The organism is Streptomyces sp. NPDC001599, assembly GCF_042893535.1.
Classification (GTDB): Bacteria; Actinomycetota; Actinomycetes; order Streptomycetales; family Streptomycetaceae; genus Streptomyces.
This window is the reverse complement of sequence record NZ_JBIAVA010000007.1, coordinates 306,106-320,963: the sequence shown is the minus strand read 5'-3', so window position 1 is coordinate 320,963 and position 14,858 is coordinate 306,106. Positions and strand designations below refer to the sequence as shown.

Annotated in this window: 20 protein-coding genes; 7 read left to right on the top strand and 13 right to left on the bottom strand. The window is 72.4% G+C overall.

Translation table 11 applies throughout. The annotated features are described in order from the left end of the window. Positions 1 to 19: 19 nt before the first annotated feature. The 5 genes from ACFYZ3_RS20365 to ACFYZ3_RS20345 all read right to left on the bottom strand — a co-directional run bounded on the left by ACFYZ3_RS20365 (position 20) and on the right by ACFYZ3_RS20345 (position 4,898). On the bottom strand, positions 20 to 748 hold the full coding sequence (locus ACFYZ3_RS20365) for an ABC transporter permease (RefSeq protein ID WP_388519631.1): 729 nt from the start codon (positions 746 to 748) through the stop codon (positions 20 to 22). Positions 749 to 813: 65 nt separating this feature from the next. Next, positions 814 to 1,755, bottom strand: a complete 942-nt coding sequence (locus tag ACFYZ3_RS20360) for an ATP-binding cassette domain-containing protein (RefSeq protein ID WP_388519628.1) — start codon at positions 1,753 to 1,755, stop codon at positions 814 to 816. 94 nt (positions 1,756 to 1,849) lie between these two features. After that, entirely contained in the window at positions 1,850 to 2,491 is a 642-nt protein-coding gene (locus ACFYZ3_RS20355) for a PadR family transcriptional regulator (protein ID WP_388519417.1), read from the bottom strand. Between the two features lie 46 nt (positions 2,492 to 2,537). Beyond that, positions 2,538 to 3,998, bottom strand: coding sequence for an aldehyde dehydrogenase family protein (locus ACFYZ3_RS20350; protein ID WP_388519415.1), 1,461 nt, complete (start codon positions 3,996 to 3,998; stop codon positions 2,538 to 2,540). A 75-nt stretch (positions 3,999 to 4,073) separates the two neighbouring features. Then, the gene (locus tag ACFYZ3_RS20345; protein WP_003975412.1) at positions 4,074 to 4,898 is read right to left on the bottom strand and encodes a helix-turn-helix transcriptional regulator; all 825 of its coding nucleotides are present in this window, start codon (positions 4,896 to 4,898) and stop codon (positions 4,074 to 4,076) included. Positions 4,899 to 5,275: 377 nt separating this feature from the next. On the opposite strand from ACFYZ3_RS20345, the gene ACFYZ3_RS20340 reads away from it, so the two are divergent. Beyond that, positions 5,276 to 5,740 (top strand): ATP-binding protein, encoded by a 465-nt coding sequence (locus tag ACFYZ3_RS20340; protein WP_042826635.1) that lies wholly within the window; start codon positions 5,276 to 5,278, stop codon positions 5,738 to 5,740. A 42-nt stretch (positions 5,741 to 5,782) separates the two neighbouring features. On the opposite strand, the gene ACFYZ3_RS20335 is transcribed toward ACFYZ3_RS20340, so the two are convergent. The 5 genes from ACFYZ3_RS20335 to rpmG all read right to left on the bottom strand — a co-directional run bounded on the left by ACFYZ3_RS20335 (position 5,783) and on the right by rpmG (position 8,194). Beyond that, complete coding sequence (locus ACFYZ3_RS20335; protein WP_011028968.1) at positions 5,783 to 6,034, bottom strand: DUF397 domain-containing protein; 252 nt, start codon at positions 6,032 to 6,034, stop codon at positions 5,783 to 5,785. 303 nt (positions 6,035 to 6,337) lie between these two features. Continuing rightward, entirely contained in the window at positions 6,338 to 6,577 is a 240-nt protein-coding gene (gene rpsR, locus ACFYZ3_RS20330; protein WP_388519411.1) for a 30S ribosomal protein S18, read from the bottom strand. Positions 6,578 to 6,581: 4 nt separating this feature from the next. After that, complete coding sequence (locus ACFYZ3_RS20325) at positions 6,582 to 7,772, bottom strand: CobW family GTP-binding protein (RefSeq protein ID WP_388519408.1); 1,191 nt, start codon at positions 7,770 to 7,772, stop codon at positions 6,582 to 6,584. After that, a complete protein-coding gene (locus tag ACFYZ3_RS20320) occupies positions 7,769 to 8,023 on the bottom strand; it encodes a type B 50S ribosomal protein L31 (RefSeq protein ID WP_388519406.1) in 255 nt (84 codons plus the stop codon). Before ACFYZ3_RS20320 ends, ACFYZ3_RS20325 begins: the two co-directional genes overlap by 4 nt. Before the next feature lie 6 nt (positions 8,024 to 8,029). Continuing rightward, a complete protein-coding gene (gene rpmG / locus ACFYZ3_RS20315) occupies positions 8,030 to 8,194 on the bottom strand; it encodes a 50S ribosomal protein L33 (RefSeq protein ID WP_003975405.1) in 165 nt (54 codons plus the stop codon). Positions 8,195 to 8,266: 72 nt separating this feature from the next. Between rpmG and rpmB the strand changes: the two genes are divergently transcribed. The 3 genes from rpmB (at position 8,267) to ACFYZ3_RS20300 (ending at position 9,523) form a co-directional block, all read left to right on the top strand. Next, a complete protein-coding gene (gene rpmB / locus ACFYZ3_RS20310; protein WP_011028971.1) occupies positions 8,267 to 8,503 on the top strand; it encodes a 50S ribosomal protein L28 in 237 nt (78 codons plus the stop codon). Then, a complete protein-coding gene (rpsN, locus tag ACFYZ3_RS20305; RefSeq protein WP_388519402.1) occupies positions 8,503 to 8,808 on the top strand; it encodes a 30S ribosomal protein S14 in 306 nt (101 codons plus the stop codon). The genes rpmB and rpsN overlap by 1 nt, the downstream gene beginning before the upstream one ends. Before the next feature lie 205 nt (positions 8,809 to 9,013). Next, positions 9,014 to 9,523: a hypothetical protein gene (locus ACFYZ3_RS20300; RefSeq protein ID WP_388519399.1), complete on the top strand. Its 510-nt coding sequence runs from the start codon at positions 9,014 to 9,016 to the stop codon at positions 9,521 to 9,523. Here ACFYZ3_RS20300 and ACFYZ3_RS20295 read toward each other — a convergent pair. Beyond that, a complete protein-coding gene (locus tag ACFYZ3_RS20295) occupies positions 9,482 to 10,735 on the bottom strand; it encodes a DUF2786 domain-containing protein (RefSeq protein ID WP_388519397.1) in 1,254 nt (417 codons plus the stop codon). The two genes, ACFYZ3_RS20300 and ACFYZ3_RS20295, sit on opposite strands and share 42 nt — an antisense overlap. 86 nt (positions 10,736 to 10,821) lie before the next feature. On the opposite strand from ACFYZ3_RS20295, the gene ACFYZ3_RS20290 reads away from it, so the two are divergent. From ACFYZ3_RS20290 to ACFYZ3_RS20280, 3 genes are all read left to right on the top strand, one after another. Then, on the top strand, positions 10,822 to 11,451 hold the full coding sequence (locus ACFYZ3_RS20290; RefSeq protein WP_388519394.1) for a LysE family translocator: 630 nt from the start codon (positions 10,822 to 10,824) through the stop codon (positions 11,449 to 11,451). A 71-nt stretch (positions 11,452 to 11,522) separates the two neighbouring features. Beyond that, entirely contained in the window at positions 11,523 to 12,314 is a 792-nt protein-coding gene (locus ACFYZ3_RS20285; RefSeq protein ID WP_388519390.1) for a Clp protease N-terminal domain-containing protein, read from the top strand. 74 nt (positions 12,315 to 12,388) lie between these two features. Further along, positions 12,389 to 14,080 carry a bifunctional 3'-5' exonuclease/DNA polymerase gene (locus tag ACFYZ3_RS20280; protein ID WP_388519387.1) on the top strand — a complete coding sequence of 564 codons (1,692 nt, stop codon included), beginning with the start codon at positions 12,389 to 12,391 and terminating at the stop codon, positions 14,078 to 14,080. 73 nt (positions 14,081 to 14,153) lie between these two features. On the opposite strand, the gene ACFYZ3_RS20275 is transcribed toward ACFYZ3_RS20280, so the two are convergent. Both ACFYZ3_RS20275 and ACFYZ3_RS20270 read right to left on the bottom strand, forming a co-directional pair. After that, complete coding sequence (locus tag ACFYZ3_RS20275; protein WP_388519384.1) at positions 14,154 to 14,603, bottom strand: hypothetical protein; 450 nt, start codon at positions 14,601 to 14,603, stop codon at positions 14,154 to 14,156. Between the two features lie 15 nt (positions 14,604 to 14,618). Next, positions 14,619 to 14,834 (bottom strand): hypothetical protein, encoded by a 216-nt coding sequence (locus tag ACFYZ3_RS20270; protein WP_388519381.1) that lies wholly within the window; start codon positions 14,832 to 14,834, stop codon positions 14,619 to 14,621. Between the last annotated feature and the right edge of the window lie 24 nt (positions 14,835 to 14,858).

Sequence of the window (14,858 nt, the reverse complement as noted above, 5' to 3'; positions counted from 1 at the left end):
CGGCCCGCGTCGCCGCACCTCAACGGCTCAGCCGCGCGAACCGCCCCACCGCCAGCGGGAAGAACACCGCGAGCAGCGCCAGCGGCCAGGCGAGGGCCGCCCAGATGTGGCCGGACTCGCCGCCGGGGCCGCCGAAGAGGTCGCGGACGGCCATGGCGGTCTGGGACATCGGGTTCCACTGGACGACGGTGCCCAGCCAGCCCGGCATGGAGTCGGGCTCGGCGAAGGCGTTGGACAGGAAGCCGACCGGCCAGACCAGGATCTGCACCGCCTGCACCAGCTCGGGCTTCCCGGCCACCAGGGCCAGGAAGATGCCGATCCACAGCATGGCGAAGCGGAAGAGCAGGAGCAGGCCGACCGCGCCGAGGAAGGCGCCGGGGCCGCCGTGGGTCCGCCAGCCCAGCGCGTGGCCGACGCCGATCAGTACGGCGAGGCCGAGCACCGACTGGAGCATGTCGGCTGCGGAACGGCCCACCAGGACCGCGCCGTTGGCCATCGGCAGGGAGCGGAAGCGGTCGACGACGCCCTTGTCGAGGTCCCGGGTGACGGCGATCATGGTGCCCTCCAGGCCGAAGGCCATGGTGAGGGCCAGCATGCCGGGGACGAGGTAGTCGACGTACTCGCCGCTCACTCCCCGGCCGCCGCCGACCAGATAGCCGAACATCAGCAGCAGCATGACCGGGAAGACCAGGTTGACGACGACCGCCACCGGCTGCCGTCCCCAGCGGGACAGCTCGCGGCGGGTCATGGTCCAGGAGTCGGACAGGGCGTGGGACGCGGGACCCACCGCGGTCGTCCGCACGGCGGTCGTACTCACGCGGCCTCCTTCGTACGGTCGGTGAGGTGCAGGAACACCTCGTCCAGGGTCGGCCGGCGCAGCGCCACGTCCTCGGCCTCGATCCCGGCCTCCTCCAGCGCCCGTACGACACCGGAGAGCGCGGCCATGCGGTCGGTGACGGGGGCGCTGAGCAGCCGTCGGTCGGCGTCGACGCGGGCGCCGGTGAGTGGCAGCAGGGCGACGGCGGCGCCCAGTTGGCCGGCGTCGCGCAGGACGACGTCGACGCGGTCGCCGCCGGTGGCGGCCTTGAGTTCGTCCGCCGTGCCGTCGGCGACGACCCGACCCGCGTCGACGACCGAGATGCGGTCGGCGAGCTGGTCGGCCTCCTCCAGGTACTGGGTGGTGAGCAGGACCGTCGTACCGGCGCCGGCCAGGGAGCGGACCGAGGCCCACACCTCGGCGCGGCCGCGCGGGTCGAGGCCGGTGGTCGGTTCGTCCAGGAAGAGGACCTCCGGTTCGGTGATGAGGGACGCGGCCAGGTCCAGGCGGCGCCGCATGCCGCCGCTGTAGGCGCTGACCGGCTTGCGTCCGGTGTCGGTGAGGTCGAAGCGCGCGAGCAGTTCACCGGCACGCGCGCGTGCCCGCCGGGCGCCCAGGTGGTGGAGGCGGCCGAACATCTCCAGGTTCTGCCGGCCGCCCAACTCCTCGTCGAGCGCCGCGTGCTGGCCTAGCAGGCCGATGCGCAGCCGTACCGCGTACGCCTCGGCGACGACGTCGCATCCCGCCACCTCGACGCGGCCCGCGTCGGGCCGCAGCAGGGTGGACAGGATCCGGACCAGCGTCGTCTTGCCCGCTCCGTTCGGTCCCAGCACGCCGTGCACCGTGCCGCGGGTGACGGTCAGGTCGAGTCCGTCCAGTGCGTCCTTGCCGCCGTACCTCTTGCGTGCGCCTTCGACGGTGATCGCCGTGTCGGCCACTGCCACTCCCCATTCCTCTTCGAGAGGCCCAAGCTAGCCAAATTTGACTACTGCCCCAGAAGATAGTGCCCGATCTCCGGTTGGTCAAACTTGATTAGCGGGCATCCCTGTAGTGCGGCCGCCCCGCCGCGAAGGGATTCTCCTCGCCCTCCGCCAGCACTCCGACGAACGGCTCGCCCTCGCCGGCGAAGGTGTACGCGCCGCCCCGGACGCGTTCGATGAGACCGCGGGTCCACTCGGCGCCCGAGTCGGCCGAGTGGACCCAGTAGTTCATGATCTCGCCGATGTGCCCGTACTGCCCGGGGCCCTTGGCGGGCATGTAGTACTCGGTGACGGAGGCACGCCACTCCTCGATCTTCCGCACCCGCTCCTCCAGGAGCGCGAGCGCCTCCTCGCGCGGGAGGTCGACCATGAAGCCGAGCGCCGCGGTGAGCACGTCCGGCCGCTGGTCGTAGGCCGTGAGGTAGGCGCGGAGCAGGGTGAGGTACTCCTCGGTGCCCTGCTCCGTGATCTCGTACTCCACCCGCGGCGGCCCGCCCGCCGTGGACGGCGCGATCTCGTGCGCGAGGAGCAGTCCCTGTTTCGCCATCTGCTTCAGCGCATGGTAGATCGAGCCGGGCTTGGCGTTGGACCACTCGTGCGCGCCCCAGTACTCCAGGTCGTTGCGCACCTGGTAGCCGTGGGCCCGCCCGTGCTGGCGGACGGCGCCGAGCACGAGGAGACGGATCGCTGACATGGGATCCAGACTAGATCCGGCGCCGCGGTGCGCCCGCCGCGCCCCTCTAGAAGGGGAACCCGCTGCGCCCGTGCTGCACGGAGATCCACTTCTGGGTGGTGAAGGCGTCCAGCATGGTGTCGCCGTTGAGACGGCCGAGGCCGGAGTGCTTCTCGCCGCCGAAGGGCACGATCGGCTCGTCGTGCACGGTGCCGTCGTTCACGTGGAACATGCCGGTGTCGATCTGCTTGGCGAAGTTGACACCGCGCTCGACGTCCCCGGTGTGCACGGCACCGCTCAGCCCGTAGGGCGTGTCGTTGACGAGCCGTACGGCCTCCTCCTCCCCGTCGAAGGGGACGAGGAAGGCGACCGGGCCGAAGACCTCCTGCCGGAGCAGCGCCGAGTCGGCGGGCAGGCCGGTCAGGACCGACGGCTCGACCAGGTTGTCGGTGACCGAGCCGCGCACCAGGGCGGTGGCGCCCTCGGCGAGCGCCTGCTCGACCACGCCGGTGAGCGCGTCGGCCTGCGAGGAGTTGATCACCGGGCCGATGACGGTGGCCGGGTCGCGCGGGTCGCCGGCCTTGAGGGACGTCACCTTGGCGACGAACTTCTCGGTGAACTCGTCGGCCACCGCGCGGTCGACCAGCACGCGGTTGGCGGCCATGCAGACCTGGCCCTGGTGGACGAAGCGGCTGAAGACGGCGGCGTCGACCGCGTAGTCGACGTCGGCGTCGTCGAGGACCACCAGCGCGCTGTTTCCGCCCAGTTCGAGGACCGAGCGCTTGAAGTTCGCGGCGCAGACCGTGGCCACGTGGCGGCCGACCTTGTCGGAGCCGGTGAAGGAGATCACCTTCGGCACCGGGTGCTCGATGAAGGCGTCGCCGATCTCCGCGATGTCGGTGACCACGACGTTGAGCAGCCCGCCCGGCAGCCCGGCGTCCTCGAGGATCTTCGCGACCAGCGTGCCGCCGACGACCGGTGTGTTCTGGTGCGGCTTGAGGACGACGCCGTTGCCCAGGGCGAGGGCCGGGGCGACCGACTTCAGGGAGAGCAGGAAGGGGAAGTTGAAGGGGCTGATGACGCCCACGACGCCGACCGGCACCCGGTAGACGCGGTTCTCCTTGCCGTCGACCGGGGACGGGATGATCCGGCCCTCGGGACGCAGCGCCAGGTGGACCGCCTCGCGCAGGAACTCCTTGGCGAGGTGCAGTTCGAAGGCGGCCTTCAGCCGGGTGCCGCCCAGCTCGGCGACGATCGCCTCGCCGATCTCCGCCTCGCGCTCCTCCACCAGGCGCAGCGCCTTCTCGAACACCGCGCGGCGCGCGTACGGGTTCGTCGCGGCCCACTGCTTCTGGGCGCGCTCGGCGGCGCGGTAGGCGGCGTCGACCTCGTCGACGGTGGCTATCGTGATCGAGGCGAGCTTCTCGTTGTCGTACGGGTTGAAGTCGATGATGTCCCAGGAGCCGGTGCCGGGACGCCACTCGCCGTCGATGTACTGCTGGGCGAGGTCGGTGAAGTACGACGACATGTGTTCCCTCAATCCCCTTAGCTGCCGCAGCCGCCGCGAGCGAGCCGCCTGACCGAGCGTCATCGTACTTATGTTTCAGGAGAGTTGGAGGAGTCCCCGCAGAAGGTCCCGGCTCTCGTCCGGCCCCGGGCTGTCCTGCTGGAGTTCCTTCAGCGCCGTCTCGTACTGGGTGACGTCCTCCTGCTTGTCCAGGTACAGCGCGCTGGTGAGCTGCTCCAGGTAGACGACGTCCGAGAGGTCGGACTCGGGGAAGCTGAGGAGCGTGAACGCGCCACTCTCGCCGGAGTGCCCGCCGAAGCCGAAGGGCATGACCTGGAGGCGCACATTGGGGCGTTCGGACACCTCGATCAGGTGCTGGAGCTGGCCGCGCATCACCTCGCGGTCGCCGTAAGGACGGCGCAGGGCGGCCTCGTCGAGCACGATGTGGAACTCCGGGGCGTTCTCCGCGACCAGGTGCTTCTGCCGCTCCAGGCGCAGCGCCACCCGGCGCTCGACGTCCGCCTCGCCGGCGCCCTTCATGCCGCGCCGGACGACCGCGCGGGCGTACTCCTCGGTCTGCAGGAGGCCGTGCACGAACTGCACCTCGTACGCCCGGATCAGCGAGGCGGCGCCCTCAAGACCCACGTAGGTGGGGAACCAGCTGGGCAGCACGTCCGAGTAACTGTGCCACCAGCCCGCGACATTGGCCTCCTTGGCCAGGGAGAGCAGGGAGGCGCGCTCCTGCTCGTCCGTGATGCCGTACAGCGTCAGCAGGTCCTCGACGTCCCTCGTCTTGAAGCTCACCCGGCCCAGCTCCATCCGGCTGATCTTCGACTCCGAGGCGCGGATCGAGTAGCCCGCGGCCTCGCGCGTGATCCCCCGCGTCTCACGCAGTCGCCTGAGTTGTGATCCGAGCAGCATGCGCCGCACCACCGATCCGGGCTCTCCCGCGCTCACGTTCGCCAGCCTCCCCAACCGTCTTCAGGGGCCGCAGTCTGCCACTAAAACACTCCGAGCAGTACTCGTCCGGTTACGGAAACGGAATCGAGCCAAAGGAAATGTGCAGGATCATGCACGCGGCGGGCCAGAACCGGCCGTCGCGGGAGATGAAAGGGAGGCGAAGATGACGGAAAAATTGGCCAACAAGCGGTACGGGCAGGTCCATTTCGGTCACGTGCACGTGCATCTGCCCTTGCATCTGCGGTACGCATCCGAAACCATGGTCCCGCACCACCGCGCCGCATCGCTACGACCGCGAATTCCCGGGAGTGCCTCGCATGGGGACGAATGGATCGACCATGCTCGAGCCGTTACGGCAGGGCCTTCCGCCACTCGACCCCGCGGCAGTGTCCAACGCCGCCTCCTGCGCCCTGCCGCCCCGGTACGAAGCGGTGCGCGAGGCCCGGAGGTTCACCCGCAGGACGCTCGACGGCTGGGACACCGGCGACCGCTTCGACGACGTCTGCCTGGTGGTCTCGGAACTCGTCACCAACGCCCTGCGGCACGCCCTGCCCGCCGACACCCCGCGCCACGACGAGCAGCACGGCCCGGTACGGCTGCACCTTATGCGCTGGACCGAGCGGCTGGTGTGCGCGGTGCGCGACCCCAGCCACGACAGCCCGGTGGCCCGCGAGACGGACGACTTCTCGGCGGAGTCGGGCCGGGGCCTGTTCCTCGTCGACTCCTTCAGCGACAGCTGGGGCTGGCACCCGCTGGCCGGAACGCTCAACGGCAAGGTGGTCTGGGCGCTGTTCCGCCTCTAGGGCCCGTCCTGGGCGCCGCCCGGCCGGCCGGGCGGTCCGGGGTCAGCTCGCGATCAGGTGGTCGAACTCGCCGTCCTTGACGCCCAGGAGCATGGCCTCGATCTCGGCGCGCGTGTACACGAGCGCGGGGCCGTCGGGGAAGCGGGAGTTGCGCACCGCCACCGCGCCGTCGGGCAGGCGCGCGAACTCCACGCACGATCCCTGCGAGTTGCTGCGCCGGCTCTTCTGCCAGGCCGCATCGTGCAGCTGCGTGGCGGCCATGCCGTTGTACACGTCGTACACGTCGTGGTCCACAGGTCGCTCCCCGGTGTGCACTGGCTGATGTGGCCATTGATGCAGTGGTCAACTGATCCGGATCATAACCTCGTTCACGTGCAGATGCATGAGCAAATGCACGTGCACGGGCGGTGTTCCCGTGGTTACAGCTTTGACGACCGCTTTACCGAGCCCTGCCCTCTACGACGCCGGGGCCCGGGAAGTCGTTCCCGCATGTGCCCCCGAATTCGAAGAATATGCAACAACATGCGACAACACCGGGGCCCGAACGGTACGAGCGTCCCCGGTGTTGTCGCTGGTGCGTGAGGTACGGCGGGCGGGTCAGCGCGTGCCGTAGGGCAGCAGTGCCATCTCGCGCGCGTTCTTGATCGCCCTGGCCAGCTGCCGCTGCTGCTGGGACGTCACCCGGGTGACGCGGCGGCTGCGGATCTTGCCGCGGTCGGAGATGAACTTCCGCAGCAGCTCGGTGTCCTTGTAGTCGATGTACGTCACCCCCGCCCGGTCCAGCGGGTTGGGGCGCTGCCGGTTGGGCGTGCGGTCGGTCTTGCGGGGTCGGGGCACGGGGTCAGACCTCCAGGAGGGTGTCGAAGGCGGGCGGCAGCCGGTCCCAGGCGGCCTGCCCCGCGGCGTACTCGGCGTCGGTCAGCAGGCAGGACTCCAGGAGCCGTTCCAGGCCGTCGCGGTCGAGGCCGGGGGACGTGAAGACCAGGTGCTGGCAGCGGTCGCCGTGCTCGGGGTGCCAGTCCAGCGCGGCGGCGGCACGGCGCACGGGCGGCACCAGTTCCCAGGCGGCGTCGGGCAGCGAGGCGAGCCACGGCCCCGCGCTCTCCACGCACAGGGCACCGCCCGCGGCGTCCCAGTGCAGCAGCGTGTCCCCCTTGCCGGCCAGCCAGAACCGACCCCGGCTGCGGGCCGCGGCGCAGGTCAGATCCTCCAGCGCCGCGTACAGCCGCTCCGGGTGGAAGGGGCGGCGGCGGTGCCAGACCAGGGTGGCGACGCCGTGCGCGTCGGCCTCCGCGGGCAGCAGCGCGCAGGCCGGGTGCTGGGCGGCGGCCGCCGCCTCCACGTCGAACCCGGCGAGGGCGGCCCGCGCCAGGTCCGGGACCGTGGACGGTGCGCCCGCCGGGTTCCCGTGGCCGATCGGGACCCGGCGGGCCGTCGGGTGCAGCTGGGCCAGCAGCTCGCGGTCCTCGTCGTCGGCCTCCGGCGAGCCGGGGAGGGACTCGGCGAGCGCGAGGACGGAGGCGTACTCCAGCTGCCGCGCGAAGGTGTCGGCGACGGTGCGCTGGTCGGTGGCCGCCGCGGCGAGGCCGCCCTCGGCGAGGTCGTCGCCGTTGCCGAGGTACGGCAGCACCAGCGCGGGGTCGACGGCGGTGATCACACCGGCGACGGTGAAGCCGCCGGCCGTCACCACCTCCGCCATCGCCTTGGGCTCGACGGAGTCCCACAGCTCGACCACCGCCAGCGGGGTACCCCCGGCCTCCGCGAGCCGGACCAGCTCGGGGACGAGGTCCTCGCGCAGCGCGCAGCACGCGCAGTCGTTGACCAGGGGTGCCTCACCGGCGGAGAGCAGGCCGGTGGCGTCCCGCACGGTCCTTGCGACCGTGCCCGCGGCGGCCGTCGCCAGGTCGTGGTGGAGGACGACGCTGCCGGGCACGTCCGCGAGCAGCCGGGCCACGGCCGCCCTGCGCGCGTCGGCGTGCAGCCCGCCGACGATCACCACCGGTGGTTCGGGGAAGCGGCCCGGCCCGCTCATGCCCCGTCCTGCTTCCCGTACCGGCGCTCGAAGCGCTCCACGCGTCCGGCGGTGTCCAGGACGCGGGCGGTGCCGGTGTAGAAGGGGTGGCTGACGTTCGAGATCTCGACGTCGACGACCGGGTAGGTGTGGCCGTCCTCCCACTCGACCGTGCGCTCGCTCGTCATGGTCGAGCGGGTGAGGAAGGCGTAGTCCGCGGCTCGGTCGCGGAAGACGACGGGGCGGTACTCGGGGTGGATTCCCTTGCGCACGGCGGCTCAGCGCTCCTCTCGGAAGTCGACGTGGCGGCCGGCCGCCGGGTCGTACTTGCGCAGGACCAGCCGGTCCGGGTCGTTGCGGCGGTTCTTGCGGGTCACGTAGGTGTAGCCGGTCCCGGCGGTGGACCGGAGCTTGATGACCGGACGGAGTTCGTTGCGTGCCATGCTGCTATCTTACTGAAAATGAATTCCATTAACAGCTAGGACCCGTCCGGTCCGGAGGAGAGGTACGTCACCGTGTCCGCCCACTGCATGCTGACCGGGGCCCGGCCCGGCTTCGGCAACCGCATCTCCCACTCCCACCGGCGCACTTCGCGCCGCTTCGACCCCAACATCCAGACCAAGCGCTACTGGCTGCCGAGCGAGAACCGGCACGTGCGGCTGCGGCTGAGCACGAAGGGGATCAGGACGGTCGACTCGATCGGCGTCGAGGCGGCCGTGGCGCGCATCCGTGCCCGGGGAGTGAGGATCTGATGGCGAAGAAGAGCAAGATCGCGAAGAACGAGCAGCGCCGGGCCGTCGTCGCGCGCCACGCCGAGCGCCGGGCCGAGCTGAAGGAGATCCTCCGCCGGCCCTCGTCGACGGAGGCCGAACGGCTCGCCGCCCAGCGGGAACTGCGCAGGCAGCCGCGCGACGCGAGCCCCACTCGGGTGCGCAACCGCGATCAGATCGACGGACGCCCGCGCGGATACCTCCGGGTCTTCGGGCTCTCCAGGGTGAACCTGCGCGAGCAGGCGCACGCCGGGCATCTTCCCGGGGTGCGCAAGTCGTCCTGGTAGCTTGCGGCTGTTCGGGGCCGAACGGCCGTCCGGCTACAGCTTGGAGCTTCCGGTGACGTGGGTGACTGCGGGGAACACGGCGAGCACGGAGAACACGGCAGGTGCGGGGGGTACGGCGGGCACGGCGACCGTGCCGGGTACGGATGTCCGGTCCGGCGAGGCCGCACTCCGGCGGGCGCGGCGGACAGGGCGGACACGGCGGTCCGTGCGGGCCGCGCTGCTGGCCCTCGGGCTGGCGGGGACGCTGGCCCTGACCGCGTGCACCGACGGCGGTGACTCCGACGGCGGCGGTTCGGACGAGGGCTCCGGCGGCGGCGACAGGTCCTCGACGGCGCCCGGCGCGTCCGCGAGTACGGACCCGGGCGGCGAGGCGGGCGGATCGCCGTCCGCCGGTGCCGCGGGCGAGCTGGAAGGCAGCTGGCTGGCGACCACCGACGGCCAGGCCGTCGCCCTGATGGTCACCGGCGACAAGGCGGCCCTGTTCGCGACCGGCGGGACCGTGTGCAGCGGTACGACGCAGGAGGCCTCAGGCACCCGGACGATCCGCCTCAAGTGCGCCGACGGCAACGCCGACCGCGCGACCGGCAAGGTCGGCGCGGTCGACGCCGACTCGCTCACGGTGGCCTGGGAGGGCGAGTTGGGCGAGGAGACGTACACCAGGTCGGAGGGCGGCTCACTGCCGCCGGGACTGCCGACCACCGGCATCGGTTCCTGAGCGGGGCTTCGGCCCCCGGGCCCCCGGGGTCTGCTCCAGCGGTCGGTGGCGGCCGACCCGGGCGGCGTCGGCCGCGCGGGTGCCCTCCGTCCAGCCGGCCGCGTCCACGGAGCCGCGCAGACGGGTCGTGGTCGTCTCCGGGAACATGTGCTCCATCCGGTCGGTGACCGCGGCCTCCCGGGAGGCGAGCACCGGCAGGAGGTCCGCGTCCGCCGCCCCCGTCGTGGCCGCTTCCGTCGCTGCTTCCGCGACCGCTTGCGTGGCTGCTTCCGCCGCGGCCCGCAGCCTGGTGCCCGCGCGGTGGGCGTAGGCGGCGAGGAACGACTGCCGGAAGGTCTTGGTGCGCTTGCGCCCGCCGGCCCGCTGACCGGCCTCCGCCTTCGTCATCGCGGCCTCGGCCTGCACCAGCAGGGAGGTGTAGAGGAGTTCGACCGCCTCCAGGTCGGACTCGAAACCGACGACGGTGGAGAAGCCGAAGGGCTCGTTCCACACGGCCCCGCAGTGGTTGGCGTCGGCCACCGCGTCCAGCAGCACGGCCTTGGCCTGCTCGTAGGGCGGCTCCACCCCGATTCGGCAGGCCCCCGGCGTGTCGGGCGAGGACGCGTGTCCGTGCGCCTGCGCGGCCAGCAGCGCCTCGTCGATGCTGTGCCGCGCCATCAGCTCCTGCGCCTTCGCGCTCAGCGCCTCCGCCTCCTCCGGATACCCGGTCGCCTCCGCCTTGGCGAGCAGCGCGCGGATGCGGGCGAGGGCACGGGACTCCGGCCGGTTCTCCCGGCCCCGGCGGGGGCCCTCCCCCGCCTCCAGCGGCTCCAGACCGGGCAGCCGCAGCAGCAGGCGGTACAGCTCCAGTACGGCGGTGGCGTGCGAGAAGCGGTCGGTGCGGGGCGGCGCCGCCCCGTCCCCGCCCGGCAGGTCGTCGAGCTGCGCGGCCCAGCGGGGACCTCGCGCCCGGTCGTGCGGCGCCTGGGCGCGGACCAGTGCGGCCACCAGCCGTACGTGCACGTCGTCCAGTTCGCGGCGCACGACCCGTACGAGGTCGGCGGGCTGCCAGCCGCGCCGCCAGGCCGTGGCCACGAACTCCTCTCCGCGGCGGGCCAGTTCCGCGTCCGCCGCCGGATCGGCCGCGAGCAGCGAGGCGGCGGTGTCCAGGGCGTCGGCGGTGTCGTACAGGGCGGTCTCGAAGGCGCGGTCGACGGTGCGGGGCGTACTCACCCGGCGATGGTGCCACGGCCACCGGGCCCGTCTCACTCCGCGGAATTCGGCCGGGCCCGCGCCCGCCTGCGCCGACCATGACCCGCATGATGGACACGACTCTCTACCTGGCGTTCCTCGTCGCCGCCTTCGCCCTGTGCATCACACCGGGCCCCGACATGATGTTCATCGTGGCGATGGGCGGCCGGGGCGGGCCCACGGCCGGTGTGATGGCCGCGTTCGGAGTGGCCTGCGCGATGCTGGTGCACGCGGTCGCCGCGGCTCTCGGGCTGTCGGCCCTCTTCACGACGCTGCCCACGCTGTACCACGTGCTGCGCTGGGCGGGCGCGGCCTATCTGCTGTATCTGGCGGTGAAGGCCTTCCGGGACCGGTCGGTGCCGGGCGGGGACGATGCGGCACCGCGGGCGGGGATGCGGCGGGCCTTCTGGCAGGGCGCGATCACCAACCTGCTCAATCCCAAGGTGATCCTCTTCAATGTGGCGTTCCTGCCGCAGTTCGTCGACCCCTCGCTCGGGCACGTCCCGGGGCAGCTGCTGGTGCTCGGCGGAACGCTGGTGGTGATGGGTTTCCTGTGGGACGGATTCGTCGGGCTGCTCTCGGGGCGGCTGGCGAGCCTCCTCAGGCGCAGTGCCCGGGTGAATCGCTGGCTCAACATCGTCTCCGGGACGGTGTTCACGGGGCTGGCGGTGCGTCTGGTGGTGGCATCGCCGAAGTGACGGCGGGCCGGGGGGGGCCCGGGTGTCAACCGACAGTTGACACCCCGGAGGGCGCAACCTACGGTTGACACATGACGACGAACCCGAGCATCACGTCATCCGTACGCCTCGACGAACTCATCACCGCGATCAAGAAGGTCCATCCGGAGCCGCTGGAACAGCTCCAGGACGCCGTCATCGCCGGCGAGCACCTCGGAGAGGTGGCCGACCACCTCATCGGCCACTTCGTGGACCAGGCCCGGCGTTCGGGCGCGTCCTGGACGGACATCGGCAAGAGCATGGGGGTCACCCGCCAGGCGGCGCAGAAGCGCTTCGTGACCAAGGAATCGGCCGATCTGGACGCGAGCCAGGGCTTCAGCCGCTACACACCCCGCGCGCGCAACGTCGTGATGACCGCCCACAACGCGGCCAAGACCGCCGGCAACGCCGAGGGCCTGCCCGAGCACCTCGTCCTCGGCCTGGTCACCGAGCGCGAGAGCCTCTCCGCCAAGGCGATCGCCGCGCAGGGCGTGACCCTGGACGCGATCCGCGAGGCGGCGACCGCGGCGCTCCCGCCGGCCGCCGCGGAGGTCCCGGAGCTGGTGCCCTACGGCTCCGCGGCCAAGAAGGTCCTCGAACTCACCTTCCGCGAGGCCCTGCGCCTCGGCCACAACTACATCGGCACGGAGCACATCCTGCTCGCCCTGCTGGAGCACGAGCACGGCGAGGGTGTGCTGAGCGGGCTCGGCCTCGACAAGGAGGCGACGGAGCGGTACGTCGTCGACGCGGTGGCGGAGTTCATCCACCTCACCGAGAAGGCCGAGAAGGCCGAGAAGACCGAGGCGGGCGCGGAGGGCGGGGGCGGGTCGACCGGGGAAGCCTGAGCGAGCCACCGGCGACGGCCGTGGCGACGACCGTCGCCACGGCCGTTGTCAGACCCGCCTGCGACACTCGCGACATGGCCGAGAGGTGGGCGCTCGCGGTGGCCGAGGGGGGTGGCGTGGAGGTCGCCCCCCTCGGCCCCGACGGGCTGCCCGCCGGACCGGTGCGGCGGGAGGCCGGTCTCGCCGAGGCCGTCCGGGACAGGCCGGACGTCGCGCGCTGGGTGTGGCGGTCCACCGCCGAGACCGCGCCGCGCCTGCTCGCCGCGGGAGTGCGAGTGGAGCGGTGCTACGACGTGGAGGCCGCCGAGACCCTCCTGCTCGGCCACGAGGGGCGGTACGGGGAGCCGCGCTCGGCCGCGGCCGCCCTGGCCCGGATGCGCGGCGGCCCCGTACCGCCCGACCCGCCGCAGCGCTCCGCCGAGCCGGGAGCCCAGTCCCCGCTGTTCGAGCCCGAGGCCGTCCACCTCCCCCTGTCCGACCTGCTCGCCGTCTACGCCGAGCAGCAGCGCCGGCACGACCGCTCGGCCCACCCCGACCGGCTGCGGCTGCTGACGGCGGCCGAGTCGGCGGGCATGCTGGTGGCCGCCGAGATGAACCGCGCGGGACTGCCCTGGCGGGCCGACGTGCACCGCGAGGTCCTGCACGGACTGCTGGGCGAGCGGTATGCGGGCGGGGGCGAGCCGCGCCGCCTGGCCGAGCTGGCGGAGGAGGTGTCGGCGGCGTTCGGGCGCCGGGTGCGGCCCGACCTCCCCGCGGACGTGGTCAAGGCGTTCGGGCAGGCGGGCGTGAAGGTCGGCTCCACCCGCCGGTGGGAGCTGGAGTCGCTGGACCACCCGGCCGTGAAGCCGCTGATCGAGTACAAGAAGCTGTACCGGATCTGGGTCGCCCACGGCTGGTCCTGGCTCCAGGACTGGGTGCGCGACGGCCGGTTCCGCCCCGAGTTCCTGGCCGGCGGCACCGTCACCGGACGCTGGGTGACCAACGGCGGGGGCGGGCTGCAGATCCCCAAGGTGATCCGGCGGGCCGTCGTCGCCGACCCGGGCTGGCGGCTGGTCGTCGCCGACGCCGACCAGATGGAGCCGCGCGTACTCGCGGCGATCTCCCGCGACCCCGGTCTGATGGAGGTGGCCGGCCGCGAGAGCGACCTCTACCAGTCCGTCTCCGACCGCGCCTTCTCCGGCGACCGCGCCCAGGCCAAGCTCGCCGTGCTCGGCGCGGTCTACGGCCAGACGTCCGGCGACGGCCTGAAGAACCTCGCCGCGCTCAGACGCCGCTTCCCCAGGGCTGTGGCGTACGTCGACGACGCGGCGCGCGCGGGCGAGGAGGGGCGGCTCGTGCGCACCTGGCTGGGCCGCACCTGCCCGCCCGCGGCCGGCGCGGCCGACGGCACCGAGGAGGCGGGCCTGCCGCAGGACGACCCCGCCGACGCCGGGGACCGCGCCCAGGAGTGGGTGCCGGGGTACGCCTCCACCAACGCCCGCGCGCGGGGCCGCTTCGCCCGCAACTTCGTCGTCCAGGGCAGCGCCGCCGACTGGGCCCTGCTCCTGCTCGCAGCCCTGCGGCAGACCTGCGCGGACATGGCGGCCGAGCTGGTCTTCTTCCAGCACGACGAGGTGATCGTGCACTGTCCCGAGGAGGAGGCCGACACCGTCGTCGCGGCGATCCGGGAGGCGGCGGAGCTGGCGGGGCGGCTGACGTTCGGGACGACGCCGGTGCGATTCCCGTTCACGACGGCGGTGGTGGAGTGCTACGCGGACGCGAAGTGAGGGTGGTGCGGCGTGCCGCGGCCCGCCCACGGGGATCCGGGACGCGACGGAGCGGCGGCGCAACACCGCTCACTCAGTGCTTCCGGTACATGTCCAGCTCCTTCCAGGAATTCTCCGTCTCCTCGGCGACGGGAAGAGGCTGCCGCCGGGCGGTGGACACGTCGAGGTCCGGTGCGGAACGCCGCAACCGTTCCGCCGTGGCCCGCGCGTCGCCCCGGACCGAGACGGCCAGGAATGCGAAGGGAGCCGAGGACCGCAGTTCGACGCACACCACGGGCCTGCCGGGCCGTAGAGCCACGAAGTCCTGTCCGCCGGCGTGGCCCCGCGTGCCGGCGCTCAGCACGCCGGGAATCCAGACGCCGTGCAGCGCCACTCCGCGCAGGGCACGCCACCAGTCGGATTCCACCGTCACCCGGCGTACAGCCGTCAGCGGCACGCGCACGGTCGCGCGGTGCGCGGGGGCCTTCTCCCACCAGGAGAGGCGCACTACGAGGTCGTCGTCCTTCACGAGGACCCGTGCCACGTTCGCTCCCTCCCGTCACTCGTCCGCCGCCCAGGCCTCCGGCCCGCCGCCACGCCACTCGATCAGCTCGGGGTCGTCGAGCGTCGTGTCGGACTCCGGCAGACCCGCTCGGCGCAGGAACTCGACCACGTCGAGCAGGTGATACGCGATACCGGCGTACTCACCGCCGATCGCGACCCGCCTGCCACCGTCGGGGCTCGGCGGCTGCACGACCACAGGCGCCTCTTCCATGTCTACGGTGTGCCCCTCACCGAG

Coding starts and splice junctions, on each gene's coding strand:
- ACFYZ3_RS20365 (WP_388519631.1), bottom strand. CDS start 748: ATGACCCGCCGCGAGCTGTCCCGCTGGGGACGGCAGCCGGTGGCGGTC.
- ACFYZ3_RS20355 (WP_388519417.1), bottom strand. CDS start 2,491: ATGTCAGCGATCCGTCTCCTCGTGCTCGGCGCCGTCCGCCAGCACGGG.
- ACFYZ3_RS20350 (WP_388519415.1), bottom strand. CDS start 3,998: ATGTCGTCGTACTTCACCGACCTCGCCCAGCAGTACATCGACGGCGAG.
- ACFYZ3_RS20345 (WP_003975412.1), bottom strand. CDS start 4,898: ATGCTGCTCGGATCACAACTCAGGCGACTGCGTGAGACGCGGGGGATC.
- ACFYZ3_RS20340 (WP_042826635.1), top strand. CDS start 5,276: ATGCTCGAGCCGTTACGGCAGGGCCTTCCGCCACTCGACCCCGCGGCA.
- ACFYZ3_RS20325 (WP_388519408.1), bottom strand. CDS start 7,772: ATGAGCGGGCCGGGCCGCTTCCCCGAACCACCGGTGGTGATCGTCGGC.
- rpmG (WP_003975405.1), bottom strand. CDS start 8,194: ATGGCACGCAACGAACTCCGTCCGGTCATCAAGCTCCGGTCCACCGCC.
- rpsN (WP_388519402.1), top strand. CDS start 8,503: ATGGCGAAGAAGAGCAAGATCGCGAAGAACGAGCAGCGCCGGGCCGTC.
- ACFYZ3_RS20290 (WP_388519394.1), top strand. CDS start 10,822: ATGATGGACACGACTCTCTACCTGGCGTTCCTCGTCGCCGCCTTCGCC.
- ACFYZ3_RS20285 (WP_388519390.1), top strand. CDS start 11,523: ATGACGACGAACCCGAGCATCACGTCATCCGTACGCCTCGACGAACTC.
- ACFYZ3_RS20280 (WP_388519387.1), top strand. CDS start 12,389: ATGGCCGAGAGGTGGGCGCTCGCGGTGGCCGAGGGGGGTGGCGTGGAG.
- ACFYZ3_RS20270 (WP_388519381.1), bottom strand. CDS start 14,834: ATGGAAGAGGCGCCTGTGGTCGTGCAGCCGCCGAGCCCCGACGGTGGC.